Below are 11,344 nucleotides of genomic sequence, written 5' to 3'. Positions count from 1 at the left end.
TTGCGTGCGCAAAAGGGTACGGGCGAGATCCATTTTTATGGCAATCGTTATTGGGCGCGGGCGTTGAATGAGCATGCGGGGAAAAAAGTGATTGTACGCTTTGATCCGGATAATTTGCATCAAGATTTACGGGTTTATGATTTGAATAATCGGTTGCTTTGTTTGGCACCATGCCTTTGTGATGTAGGTTTTTATGACCAGCAGGCAGCGCGCTTGAATGGGCGTTTGCGTAAAGAATATGTGAAGGCTGTTAAAGCAGAAAAACAGCTAGCGGCAAAGCTTGCGCCTGATCACTTGGCCGATGTTTATGGGCGCCTTGAGAAAAAGGATGAAGCGTTGAAATCTAAGCTTCCGATAAAGCCAAAGGTGAGCCGCTTGATGCCAAACAATGTGGGGAATTTAGCTTTGAAAGCAGACGATGATGAGGTTTTGGGGGAGGAAGAATTCAGTCAACACTTGCATAAAGCTTTGAGAAAGCTTTCCGCCTCTGATGAGGGGCGTGAGGTGATCAAGTTTCCTAAACGATAGGAAAGGAAAGAGGGGGGATTTGTAAGAATTCTCAAAAGAAAGCTGGTTTTGTATCGCGTATCAGCTTGAAGCGTTAACAAAGAAAGGGGGGGGAGGAATCTTATCCATTTCATAGTCTAATCAATACATGAATTTTCTAGGTGTCTTTGCCTGATCGGGAGAGATGCGTGGAGTTAGCAAGTTCTCTGATGTGTGAGAAAGAGAGGGGATTTGCAAGGTTAGCCGTTTTAGTATCGCGTACGGCTTTAAATGTTTATTGAAGACAAAAGATAAGGGGCGGGTGGGAGCCCTTCCCCTTATCAATAGTCTAAAATCAATACGAAAGGGGAATATACATGAAAAACGCGATAAATGCAACGGTCGATAAAAATCCTTGGGCGCGACCTAAAATCCAGCCCAATGGAACAGCACAAAACCGCAACAGTGATGACATTGCTTTATGGAATGAGCTTGTGGATGCGGTGAGAGCTTTGGGACAAATGAATGATTGGTCGAAAGCAGAGGTGGCGCGGCGCATAGGCATGCCGGATGGGACGTTTTCGCAATGGTATGCGGGCAGTTATGCGGGGCAATTGGGTAAGCAAAATGCAAAGGTTCAACAATGGGTTGAGGTTTTAAAGGAAACGGCGGGTTTTTTGGAGAAGATCCCAGAAAAACCAGCCTTTCAGAGGAATCGAATTGCCAGTGAGATCATTGATACTTTAACACTGGCACAAAGTACGGGGGATATGGTGATGATTACGCTTGATGCGGGCAGTGGTAAGACCGAAACCTGCCGCCATTATCGCTCTACCCGCCCGCATGTTTATTTGGTGACAGCAAGCCCACATACGCGCAGTGTTCACGGTATTTTGAATGATATGGCAGCAGAATTGGAAGTGGTGGAATATAATCCCACCCGCTTAACGCGTGCTATTGGTAAGAAATTAGAGCGCGTGGGCAGTGGCACGTTGTTGATCGTTGATGAGGCGCAAAATTTAACGGATGAGGCGATTAATCAGTTGCGCCACTTTGTTGATATCAATGGCACGGGGCTCGCTTTGGTTGGTAATGATGAGATCTCGGGACGGTTGGTTCATCGTCAAAATGGTCCTTCTTATGCGCAAATTAAAAGCCGATTGGCGATGCATCTGAAGCGTCGCAAGCCCTATAGTGAGGATATTGCTGCGCGCATTCATGATTGGGGGATTGAAGATGTTGGTGCGATAAAGTTTTTGACAGGGATAGGCTTAAAGGCTGGTGCTTTGCGGCAAATTGACAAAACCATGATGTTGGCACGCATGGCAGCTCTTGGAGATGGGTGTGAGGTGACCCTGAAACATGTCAAAGCGGCATGGAAAAACCGTGACGTGGAGGAATTGGCATGATCCCTTTATGCGACAAAGAATTATCCGATACGCTTGTTGGTCTTTATGACGATTATCAATGCGGTTTTGATATTGGAGAACAGCTTAAATTGTGTGTTGATTTGGCGTTATTGCTTGAATTGGAGTTGAGTGTTCACCGTTTGGGGGAGGCGGATGCGGTTTTGGAAGCTGAAGTTGCAGAAGTTTTGGCTGAGTGTGACAGCTCTGATCGAGATGAAGATAAGAGCAATCGTGTGATTTATATGGATTTTGGAGGAAGCAAATGATGGAACGCAACCCCTATATGGTGAGAGAGTGCTTGATTGCTTTGCGCTCTGCCTTGTTAAAACATGAAATGGATGGGATTTTTTTGCATGGACAAGATGTTCGAGAATTGAATGAGTATTTGCGTCGTTTGGCAGGCTATAACCACGTTTTAGGTCATGAGCTTATGCGGTGTCGTTGGCAATTGAAAGCGGGATGTGCGCCTTCTTCAGGGGATGTTGTGCCATTTCGTCGGTTTCAAAAAACATAAGGAGGAAGTTGGTGATGAATCCACAAATTGAACTTGAAGGTACGCGTTATATGAAGGATGCGAAAGGGGCTTTGGTGCCGGTAAACCTGATCCGCCCTGCGGATTTGTTAGAGGATGAAACGGTGCGCAAAATTATGGGTTTTGCGAAAGAATTATCGGCAAGGATTGCACGTTTTAACAACCATACGATTGCGGATTTGAGTGATTTTGATAGCTTGCTTGCGCAAGAATATGGTGTGGAGCGGCGTGGCAAAAAGGGCAATTGTACTTACACAAGCTTTGATGGTTTGCAACGCATTAAGGTGCAGGTACAGGAAAGTGTTGATTTTGGACCGCAATTGCAAATTGCCAAAAGCCTTCTTGATGAATGTTTGAATGAATGGTCTGCGGATGCGCGCCCTGAAATCCGTGCGATTATTACGCGTGCGTTTAATACGGATAAAGAAGGCAAGGTGAATCGGGGGGAGATCTTTATGCTGTTGCGTTTGGATATTGATGATCCACGCTGGAAAGAGGCGATGCGTGCTATTCGTGAAGCGATCCGTGTGACGACATCTAAGGAATATGTGCGTTTTTATGAGCGCGATAGCCTAGAAAGCGCTTGGCGTGCTGTGACCATTGATTTGGCGAAGACATGAGGGGAGGGAGATGTCTTTAGCTGTCCTTCATATGGGAAAACGCGCGTTAGGTCTTGATGATGAGACCTATCGCGCACTGCTCTATCGCTTAACAGGCAAGCAATCGGCGAAAGATTTGAACTTTTTAGAAAAGCACTTGGTTATCGCTGAAATGAAAGCGTTTGGTTTTGAGCCGAATGGGAAGCGTTTAGAGGGTAAATATGCCAAGAAGTTACAGGCGCTCTGGATTGCTGGGTGGAATCTTGGCATTATTCGTGATCGTTCAGACAAGGCGTTGCTTGCCTTTGTGAAAAGACAGACAGGGATTGATCATATTCGTTTTTTACGCGATAGCGATGATGCATGCAGAGCTATTGAGGCATTGAAAGGTTGGTTGCAGCGTGAGGGTGGGGTTGACTGGAGAGGAAAAAACCGCGAAGATTCATGGAGGAAGAAACCAAGCATTTCCATTTTGTGTGCCCAATGGAAGCGTTTGAATCCCGATGCTGTATTTGATGTGGAAGCTTTTCATCAAAGTGTTATGGCGTTAAGTGGTAAAGCTTTGGGTGAGATGAGTGGGGGCGACTTTAGAGAAGTTATGAATGTTTGGGGGCGGAAAATCCGTAAAGGTGTTAAAAGCGAGGGGTAAGCATGTATGCAAGAGGAAATCTATAGCGATTTTCCTGCCTTATTGCGTGAAATAGCTGATGTTGCGGGCAGTGAAGCAGCATGGAATATGATGCGGGCTTTTGGTGGACGAGAAGTTTATATACCCGGGCGTCTTGAGAGTGCGGATTGGTTGATTGAAATTGTTGGGTTTGAAGAGGCGCAGCAATTGATCAACCATTTTTGTTTTAATGGTTCGGGTGTGCGCCTTCTTATCCCCCTTGGCAGAGATGCTGAACGGCGGCAAAAAATGGTGCAAGCGTTGCAAAAAGGCTGGTCGGTTGATGCTGCAGCTGCTGTTTCTGGTATGCATGTGCGTACAGCCTATCGCTTGAAGAAGAAAATTTCTTCAAAAGAACCACAAGGTTTATTATTTCCAGAGTTTTATGAGTATTGAGAGTTTTGACTGACAGTGTCAGGCTTATATTGGGGGTTTGAAATCCGATAAACTGCGGATGGATTTTTATTCATTGAGTGGTTTGTTATGGTTTCAATAGATGCCTCTTTTCTTCATCGCCTTGCGCCTAAATTGGCGCATCATGCGCGCCAAGATTTTATTATCGTTGAAATGGCACGTGTGTTGCCTGAAGCTTTATCCTATGGAGCGATAACAACATCTTTGCGTGTTGCACATTTTTTAAGCCAATGTGCCCATGAGAGTGATGGTTTTTTTACCGTTTGTGAATATGCCTCTGGGCGCGCTTATGAGGGGCGGCGTGATTTAGGCAATGTCAACCCTGGGGATGGTGTGCGCTTTAAGGGGCGTGGTTTGATCCAATTAACGGGACGCAATAATTATCGCCGTTTTACGAAGTTTTGGCGCTTAGTCGATGAACAAGCGGTTGATTGTGAAGCTTTTCCAGAAATGGTGGAAAGATTTCCAGCTGCTCTTTGGTCTGCTGTTTGGTTTTGGCAGACGAGAGGCTTAAATAGGCTTGCTGACCAAGATGATTTACTCAGAATTACTAGAGCAATTAATGGGGGCAAGAATGGTCTTGTGCAACGGTTGACGTATCTTAATCGAGCTAAAAAGCTTTTGGGGCTTGGAGGCGAGGTGAAGGCATGAAACCGTCTTATCGTGGTTCTAGGCTTTATTTATGGTGGTCCTTTTGGTTTGCTTGGGGGGTTATTTTTTTGCTCGTTTCTGGTGGCTTGTGGGGGGCTCCGCATATTGTTGATATGGCGAGCATTTCTATTCCTTCGATGGTGGCGATTATTGTTGGCAATCTGGGGGTGCATCGTGGCTTTGGTTCGTTGGATTTTTCTAATAGGAAACATTCCCATAAGCGGCATAGCAGCTCCTATGATGGGGTGGAGATAACGAGGTGGGGAGATAAAAGCAATGTTTAGCCCTGTTTCAAAACTGTCTTTTGGTCTGCTTTTTTTGGTCAGTGTGATGTTGGCGGCTTTTGGCTTTATGAAAGTGCAAGTTTTAAAGGCGGAAAAGGCGCGTGATTTGTATTGGCAGTTGGAGATTGCCAAGGCTTCTGCACGCGCACAGCTTGAGATGGAGCGACAAAGGCAAGCAGCGTTTGAAGCTGAGCATCAAGCGCAAGGGGTGATTTCGGCTTTGGAACAAAAGCTTGTGAAAATGGAGGAAGTCAATGGGAAGTTGCCGGTTACTGGCGGTGGCATTGGGCTTGAGCGTGTGCGCTTGCTCAACACACAAGCCGGTGGGTAGCCTTTCTTATCATTTTTTATCGGTTGAATTGCCGCCTGTTGTTCGCATGGCGTGTGCCCGCCCAGCTTTATTGCCAGAGCGTGCTTTGAATGCGCGCGAAGTGGTGCACTATTGGGGGCGTGATCGTGCTGCTTTACTGATCTGCGAACAACGCAGAAAAGCTGCGGAGCGGGCGATTTTAGGCAAAAGAGAGGGGGGGTTCAAGTGAACTTGGATATCAGTGTTGCCAATGGCTGGTTGTCTTTATTGTTATCGGTTATTGCGATTTGTGGGGTTTTGAGAGCCTATTTTTCTTCAGGTGCGCGGGAAATGCTTAAAGATATCACGGCGCTTAAAGAGCGTGTGCAAAAGTTAGAAACGGAGATGGACTTTTTGCCTGATCGTGATGCGCTGCAAAGATTGGAAGTGAATATGGAGAAATTGAATGGTCGTCTCAACACGCTTTCTGCACAATTACAACCGGTGGCAGCCATTGGTGAGCGCTTGCAAGAGTTTTTGTTGGAGAATGCCAAGAAATGAAAGCAGATATGGATAAAATCATCCGTGAAGAAGCGCGGTTGATTATTTTAAAAGGGCTTGCTTGTGAGCGCAGCGAAACTTTATCGAGTGCGATGATTGAGCGGCTTTTATACAGTTATGGCATCAGACGCGATCGCGATTTTGTGCATAATGAACTGGCATGGATGGAAGATCAAGGTGCTGTTACTTTAAAACAGTTAGGTTCGGTTTTTCTTGCAGCGTTAACAGAACGGGGAGCGCGTCATTTAGACCGAAGCTTTTCCATTGAGGGGATTAAGCGGCCTAAACGTTCATCAATAAAAGACGAGGTGAAGGATGCGCAAGGTCGGGCGTGGACGTTTAACGGCGATTGATTTATTGCCGCAAGCTTGTGATCAAATTATTGCTGCTGCTGCTGAGGCTTTAAACGGGCGTGAGAAGACGCAAATGGCTATTTATGGTGAGTTTAAAGCGGCTTTGAAGGCTTTAAAAAAAGAAATGGGTTTAAGCTTTTCTATACCCTCCTTTTCCAGTTTTAATCGGTATTCTTTGCGGCTAGCCGTGATGTCACGGCGCCTAGAACAGACAAGAGAAATTGCAGCAAGCCTCTCGCAGCGCTTTGATGCCAAAGCTTCTGACAATATCACTCTTTTGACGGCAGCAGCGATTAAGGAGTTGATTTTTTCAACGTTAAGCAGCGGGAAAAACCTTTCGCCAAAAGCGGCACAAGAATTGGCCAATGCGCTTAAAGGCGTGTTGGCGGCTGAACATTTGTCGACCACGAGGCGGCAGAAGCTTGAGAAGGATTTTACCAGCAAAGCAAGTAAAGCGGTTGACGCAGCAGCAGCAGCGGCGGGGCTCTCAGAAGAAACAGCGCGAGCTATTCGTGCGCAGGTGTTGGGGGTAAAACATGGCTGAACAGCCCTTTTCAAAAAGTCATGTCTTTGATCATCAGAATACCTATGACATTTGGCGGAAAAGTACTTTTCCCAAAGAGAGTGATCCCTTAGCGGAAGGCGTTTTGATGGCGCATCAACGGGCATGGATTGAAGATAAGTCCCCATTAAAATTGGTTGAAAAGGGGCGGCGGACCGGCATTACTTTTGCAGAAGCTTTGGATGATACACTGATTGCAGCGGCGGCACGTGAAGCGAGGGGCGATAATGTTTTTTATATTGGTGACACCAAAGACAAGGGGCGGGAATTTATTGGCTATGTGAGCAATTTTGCTTCGGCAATTACGAGCCATAGTGGGGATGTTGAGGAATTTTTATTCTCTGATCAAAGGGCGGATGGTTCAACAAAATATATCTCTGCTTATCGGGTGCGTTTTGCTTCGGGGTTTCGGGTTGAGGCGCTTTCTAGCCGCCCTGAAAATATTCGCGGACTACAGGGCATTGTGGTGATTGACGAGGCGGCTTTTCATCAAGATGTGCGCTCTGTTTTGGATGCGGTCAATGCTTTGTTGATTTGGGGAGGCAAGATCCGTGTGATCTCCACCCATAATGGTGTTTTAAACCCTTTCAATGAATTGATCCGTGAGGCGCGAGCAGGAAAAGTGCCTTTTTCGGTGCATTGTTACCCCTTTGGTGTTGCTGTTAAAAATGGCTTGTTTAAACGGGTTTGTGCCATGAAGGGGGAGGTGTGGAGTTTAGCATCTGAGCAACAATGGGAAGAGCAAATTCGTGCGTCTTATGGGGTGCGTTTGGCTGCGATGCGCCAAGAATTAGATGCCATACCAGCCGATCAAGAAGGGGCTGCTTTAACACGCTTACAGATTGAAAATTGTTGTGCGCCAGATATTGCGGTGTTGCGTTTTGCTTGTGTGGATGATTTTAAAAATCAATCGGAACATCAACGAAGTGTTGCTGCTTTTGCTTGGTGTGAGAAACATATAAAACCTCTTCATATTGGGCTTGACCGGCGGCGCCAACATGTTTTTGGCGTTGATTTTGCGCGCAGCGGCGATGCGACATCGATTGTGGTGATGGAGGTGGGACAAGATTTGGTGCGCCGTGTACGGTTTATGGTGGAATTGCGCAATACGCCGTTTGATCAACAAAGAGAGATTTTATTTTATGGGGTGAATGGCTTGCCGCGTTTGTTGGGGGGCGCTTTGGATGCACGGGGCAATGGGGCTTATTTAGCGGAAAAGGCGGCGCAGCGTTATGGGGCTTGTGTGAGGGAAGTGCAATTGTCACAAAGTTGGTATGGCAAAGAAATGCCGGCTTATTTGGAAGCTTTTGGGGATGGGACGATTGTTTTGCCGCGCGATAGTGACATTGTTGCCGATCATCAAGCGCTTGCTTATGTCAATGGCATTGTGAAAATTCCAGACAATCATCGTTTTAAAGGCAGTGACGGTTTTATGCGCCATGGTGATAGCGCGATTGCTTGCGCTTTGGCTTATTTTGCCAGCCGCCAAACTCCTGAAATTTATGATTATACACCTGTGAGAGAGGCTTATCGTTTTGATGAAAGCCCGCTCTTTTCAACGCCTTTTTTTTCAACAATGCGATCAAAGATTTATTGATGGGATGATGAGATGGTAAAACTTTTAGATCAGTGGGGCAGGGCGCTTAATATCAAAGGGTTGGAGAGGGAAGTCGCAAGCCCTACCGTTAATGGTATTCGTGATGTGTGGTCACAAACCATTGTCAGTGGTCTCACCCCTGCGCAACTTGCTGATATTTTGCAACAGGCAGCACGGGGGCATCCAGAGCAGTTTTTTCAACTTGCCGATGATATGGAAGAGCGTGATTTGCATTATCGTGCTGTGCTTGGCATGCGTAAAAATGCCCTTACAGGGGTGGAGCCTGGAGTGATTGCCGCAAGCAACAGTGCACAGGACAAAAAGATTGCGGATGCGGTGCGAGAAGTGATTAGTGCACCCACTTTTGTTGATGATTATGTGACGGATTTGTTAGATGCTTTGGGAAAAGGCTATGCGGTTGTTGAAACTTTGTGGGACAAGAGTGCTAAGGAATGGTGGCCGGTTGCTTGGAAATGGCGGGACCAGCGGTTTTTTCAATTAGACCGGCGGGATGGTTTTCATTTGCGTTTAAAAGAAGAGGGGTCTCACTATGGTATTGAGTTGCCTGCTTATAAATTTTCTATTCACAGACCGAAGTTAAAAAGTGGGTTGCCTATCCGCACGGGGCTTGCACGGCTTGCAGCTTGGGCTTTTTTGTTTAAATCTTATACCTTAAAAGATTGGATGGCTTTCTTAGAAGTTTACGGTATGCCTTTGCGTGTGGGCAAATATGGTGCGAGCTCTTCTCATGAGGAACGACGGGTTCTCATTCAAGCGGTGCGTGATTTATCCAGTGATGCGGCAGCGATTATTCCCAAAGAGATGGAGATTGAATTTATTGAAGCAGCAGGGGGCAGTGGCAATGCGGTGTTTGCTTCTAAGGCGGAATATTTAGATCGACAAATTTCTAAAGGTGTGTTGGGACAAACGATGACGACGGATGATGGTTCGTCCTTTTCGCAAGCGCGCATTCATGAAAATGTGCGCCATGATATTGCCAGAGCTGATGCACGACAATTGGCATTGACGGCCAATCGTGATTTAATTGTGCCCTTTGTTGAGATTAATTTTGGGCGCCAAGAGCGCACCCCCCTTGTCTATTGGCCGATTTCGGAAAATGAAGACATTAAAGCGATTAGTGATGCGCTGGAAAAACTCGTGCCTTTAGGTTTGCGTGTTGGGGCGCAAGAAGTGCGCAATAAGATTGGTTTTTCGCAACCAAAAAAGGAAGAAGATGTTTTAAAGGCTCCTGATAATGCGCCTGATGATGAGAGGGGAGAAAAGGCTCATGTTTGTGCTGATTGTGGAGGTGTTTTTGATGTTTCTGTGACAAGAGAGAGCAAGGGTGCAAAAGAGAAGGGTGGGAAACATCACGACGAATTAGACCGACTTTCTGAAGAAGCTTTAAGCGACTGGGAAGAGGACTTAGAACCCCTTTTAGAGCCTTTTAAAAAGCTTGTGAGAGAAGCAAAAAGTTATGAGGATATCCTAAAAGGCTTAGATGAATTGCTCGGTGAGATGGATCATCACGCATTAGCAGCGCGCTTGGCAAAAGTACAAATGATTGCACGTGGGCTTGGGTATCATGGATGAGGAACTTTTTAAAACCGCCCCAAAAGAGGTCACCCGTTATTTTGAAGCCAAGGCACTTGTTCCAAGCTTTGATTGGCGTGATGTGGCACCAGAAGAACATGCTTTTTCCTTTACGGTGGCAAAATCGGTGGGCTATGATATTTTGGAGGATTTTAAGCAAGCGGTTGGAGAAGCCATAAAGCATCAAGTTCCTTTTCAAGATTTTCAAAAAAATTTGATGCCGATTTTACAGGAAAAGGGTTGGTGGGGTAAAAAGACTGCCATTGACCCCAAAACTGGTGAAAAGAGCGTGGTACAATTGGGCAGCCCACGGCGTTTAGAAACGGTCTATTGGGCCAATACCATGAGTGCGCATGCGGCAGGCGAGTGGGAGCGCACACAAAATAATAAAGAATTTTTGCCCTATCTCACCTATGCTTTGTCAAGTTCAGAACATAAGCGTTTAGAACATGAAAGTTGGGTGGGGTTTACCGCACCTGTTGATGATCCGGTTTGGGATTGGCTTTATCCGCCCAATGGCTGGCGGTGTAAATGCAGTGTGCGACAGGTAAGCCGTTATGAAGCAGAAGATTTAGGCTATGAAGAGGGGGCAGAGCCACTTCATGTTGAAAAGCAGGTTTGGCACAATAAGCGAACGGGGAAAATTGAGAAGATACCAAAGGGGATTGATCCTGGTTGGCATTTGAACCCTGGGAAACATCGGGCGCAAAATTTAAGCAATTTTTTGAGTGATAAAGTCTCTGTGATGGGGGACAATGACAAACGCATTGCCATTGAAGATATTGTGGGTTCGCCAATTTTGGAAGCCATGTTTGAAGGACGGATGCCTCGCGGGTTTATACCCATTGCACCGATACCACAAAAGGTGGGTGATGTTTTTGCAGCGGAAAATTCTCTTATTCGCTTATCCGCAGACAGTGTGAAACATATTTTGTTAGAGCATCAAGCGCGTTCTCTTCACTTGGATGATTTTCGTGGCGCCATTCAAACACTCATAAAACCCCATGGAATTATCAGGCGAAAAGGTGTACCGAGCGTTATGTTTTTTGGTGAAAGTGGTGGGACATGGTGGCGCTTTGTGGTCAAATTTGTAGCAAGCAAACAAGAATGGTGGTTGACCTCCATGCATAAAAAAAACTCTAGAGAAATTGGACGCTTATTGGATGCGGCTGAAAAAAAGGGCGAGAGGTTGTTGTAAAGAGAACACCGGAAAGACCTGCTGGCTTTTGTGAAAAGAGAAGGCGTGGAGGGCGGTCAACTCCTCGCAGATCCGGTAAAACCGTCCTGGTATAACTGGCTCACGCCTCGTGGATAGAAGTAACAGTTTAAAAGTTTAAAAGCAATCTT

At 46.1% G+C, this 11,344-nt stretch carries 17 protein-coding genes; all 17 read left to right on the top strand.

Annotated elements, in window-relative coordinates:
* The coding region (locus ACFIJP_RS07720) for a Mu transposase C-terminal domain-containing protein (protein WP_375626749.1) at positions 1–528 on the top strand (528 nt) is incomplete at its 5' end.
* Between the two features lie 335 nt (positions 529–863).
* Entirely contained in the window at positions 864–1,895 is a 1,032-nt protein-coding gene (locus ACFIJP_RS07715; protein WP_375613740.1) for an AAA family ATPase, read from the top strand.
* A complete protein-coding gene (locus tag ACFIJP_RS07710) occupies positions 1,892–2,161 on the top strand; it encodes a hypothetical protein (protein WP_375626747.1) in 270 nt (89 codons plus the stop codon). The genes ACFIJP_RS07715 and ACFIJP_RS07710 overlap by 4 nt, the downstream gene beginning before the upstream one ends.
* A complete protein-coding gene (locus ACFIJP_RS07705; protein WP_375626745.1) occupies positions 2,158–2,409 on the top strand; it encodes a hypothetical protein in 252 nt (83 codons plus the stop codon). Before ACFIJP_RS07710 ends, ACFIJP_RS07705 begins: the two co-directional genes overlap by 4 nt.
* A gap of 14 nt (positions 2,410–2,423) precedes the next feature.
* Positions 2,424–3,047: a DUF3164 family protein gene (locus ACFIJP_RS07700; protein WP_375626758.1), complete on the top strand. Its 624-nt coding sequence runs from the start codon at positions 2,424–2,426 to the stop codon at positions 3,045–3,047.
* A gap of 10 nt (positions 3,048–3,057) precedes the next feature.
* Complete coding sequence (locus tag ACFIJP_RS07695; protein ID WP_375626743.1) at positions 3,058–3,675, top strand: regulatory protein GemA; 618 nt, start codon at positions 3,058–3,060, stop codon at positions 3,673–3,675.
* Positions 3,676–3,681: 6 nt separating this feature from the next.
* Positions 3,682–4,089, top strand: coding sequence for a helix-turn-helix domain-containing protein (locus ACFIJP_RS07690; RefSeq protein WP_375613743.1), 408 nt, complete (start codon positions 3,682–3,684; stop codon positions 4,087–4,089).
* Positions 4,090–4,176: 87 nt separating this feature from the next.
* The gene (locus ACFIJP_RS07685) at positions 4,177–4,758 is read left to right on the top strand and encodes a glycoside hydrolase family 19 protein (protein ID WP_375626741.1); all 582 of its coding nucleotides are present in this window, start codon (positions 4,177–4,179) and stop codon (positions 4,756–4,758) included.
* Entirely contained in the window at positions 4,755–5,042 is a 288-nt protein-coding gene (locus ACFIJP_RS07680) for a hypothetical protein (RefSeq protein ID WP_375612317.1), read from the top strand. The genes ACFIJP_RS07685 and ACFIJP_RS07680 overlap by 4 nt, the downstream gene beginning before the upstream one ends.
* The gene (locus tag ACFIJP_RS07675) at positions 5,035–5,373 is read left to right on the top strand and encodes a hypothetical protein (RefSeq protein ID WP_375626739.1); all 339 of its coding nucleotides are present in this window, start codon (positions 5,035–5,037) and stop codon (positions 5,371–5,373) included. Before ACFIJP_RS07680 ends, ACFIJP_RS07675 begins: the two co-directional genes overlap by 8 nt.
* Positions 5,366–5,581, top strand: a complete 216-nt coding sequence (locus tag ACFIJP_RS07670; RefSeq protein WP_375626737.1) for a hypothetical protein — start codon at positions 5,366–5,368, stop codon at positions 5,579–5,581. Before ACFIJP_RS07675 ends, ACFIJP_RS07670 begins: the two co-directional genes overlap by 8 nt.
* Positions 5,578–5,892: a DUF2730 family protein gene (locus ACFIJP_RS07665; protein WP_375607966.1), complete on the top strand. Its 315-nt coding sequence runs from the start codon at positions 5,578–5,580 to the stop codon at positions 5,890–5,892. Before ACFIJP_RS07670 ends, ACFIJP_RS07665 begins: the two co-directional genes overlap by 4 nt.
* Complete coding sequence (locus ACFIJP_RS07660; protein WP_375626735.1) at positions 5,889–6,245, top strand: hypothetical protein; 357 nt, start codon at positions 5,889–5,891, stop codon at positions 6,243–6,245. Before ACFIJP_RS07665 ends, ACFIJP_RS07660 begins: the two co-directional genes overlap by 4 nt.
* Positions 6,208–6,789, top strand: coding sequence for a phage protein Gp27 family protein (locus tag ACFIJP_RS07655; RefSeq protein ID WP_375626733.1), 582 nt, complete (start codon positions 6,208–6,210; stop codon positions 6,787–6,789). The genes ACFIJP_RS07660 and ACFIJP_RS07655 overlap by 38 nt, the downstream gene beginning before the upstream one ends.
* Positions 6,782–8,404: a hypothetical protein gene (locus ACFIJP_RS07650; protein WP_375626731.1), complete on the top strand. Its 1,623-nt coding sequence runs from the start codon at positions 6,782–6,784 to the stop codon at positions 8,402–8,404. The genes ACFIJP_RS07655 and ACFIJP_RS07650 overlap by 8 nt, the downstream gene beginning before the upstream one ends.
* Positions 8,405–8,416: 12 nt before the next feature.
* Positions 8,417–9,997, top strand: coding sequence for a DUF935 domain-containing protein (locus tag ACFIJP_RS07645; RefSeq protein WP_375626730.1), 1,581 nt, complete (start codon positions 8,417–8,419; stop codon positions 9,995–9,997).
* Positions 9,990–11,195: a phage minor head protein gene (locus ACFIJP_RS07640; RefSeq protein ID WP_375626728.1), complete on the top strand. Its 1,206-nt coding sequence runs from the start codon at positions 9,990–9,992 to the stop codon at positions 11,193–11,195. Before ACFIJP_RS07645 ends, ACFIJP_RS07640 begins: the two co-directional genes overlap by 8 nt.
* Positions 11,196–11,344: the final 149 nt, after the last annotated feature.

The organism is Bartonella sp. MU37NMGALS, from assembly GCF_042194015.1.
Lineage (GTDB): Bacteria > Pseudomonadota > Alphaproteobacteria > Rhizobiales > Rhizobiaceae > Bartonella > Bartonella grahamii.
This window is presented reverse-complemented; position numbering and strand designations above follow the sequence as displayed.

What these genes read in the sequence shown, in the direction of transcription:
- ACFIJP_RS07715 (WP_375613740.1), top strand. Translation starts at nt 864, where the DNA reads ATGAAAAACGCGATAAATGCAACGGTCGATAAAAATCCTTGGGCGCGA.
- ACFIJP_RS07710 (WP_375626747.1), top strand. Translation starts at nt 1,892, where the DNA reads ATGATCCCTTTATGCGACAAAGAATTATCCGATACGCTTGTTGGTCTT.
- ACFIJP_RS07705 (WP_375626745.1), top strand. Translation starts at nt 2,158, where the DNA reads ATGATGGAACGCAACCCCTATATGGTGAGAGAGTGCTTGATTGCTTTG.
- ACFIJP_RS07700 (WP_375626758.1), top strand. Translation starts at nt 2,424, where the DNA reads ATGAATCCACAAATTGAACTTGAAGGTACGCGTTATATGAAGGATGCG.
- ACFIJP_RS07695 (WP_375626743.1), top strand. Translation starts at nt 3,058, where the DNA reads ATGTCTTTAGCTGTCCTTCATATGGGAAAACGCGCGTTAGGTCTTGAT.
- ACFIJP_RS07690 (WP_375613743.1), top strand. Translation starts at nt 3,682, where the DNA reads ATGCAAGAGGAAATCTATAGCGATTTTCCTGCCTTATTGCGTGAAATA.
- ACFIJP_RS07685 (WP_375626741.1), top strand. Translation starts at nt 4,177, where the DNA reads ATGGTTTCAATAGATGCCTCTTTTCTTCATCGCCTTGCGCCTAAATTG.
- ACFIJP_RS07680 (WP_375612317.1), top strand. Translation starts at nt 4,755, where the DNA reads ATGAAACCGTCTTATCGTGGTTCTAGGCTTTATTTATGGTGGTCCTTT.
- ACFIJP_RS07675 (WP_375626739.1), top strand. Translation starts at nt 5,035, where the DNA reads ATGTTTAGCCCTGTTTCAAAACTGTCTTTTGGTCTGCTTTTTTTGGTC.
- ACFIJP_RS07660 (WP_375626735.1), top strand. Translation starts at nt 5,889, where the DNA reads ATGAAAGCAGATATGGATAAAATCATCCGTGAAGAAGCGCGGTTGATT.
- ACFIJP_RS07655 (WP_375626733.1), top strand. Translation starts at nt 6,208, where the DNA reads ATGCGCAAGGTCGGGCGTGGACGTTTAACGGCGATTGATTTATTGCCG.
- ACFIJP_RS07650 (WP_375626731.1), top strand. Translation starts at nt 6,782, where the DNA reads ATGGCTGAACAGCCCTTTTCAAAAAGTCATGTCTTTGATCATCAGAAT.
- ACFIJP_RS07645 (WP_375626730.1), top strand. Translation starts at nt 8,417, where the DNA reads ATGGTAAAACTTTTAGATCAGTGGGGCAGGGCGCTTAATATCAAAGGG.
- ACFIJP_RS07640 (WP_375626728.1), top strand. Translation starts at nt 9,990, where the DNA reads ATGGATGAGGAACTTTTTAAAACCGCCCCAAAAGAGGTCACCCGTTAT.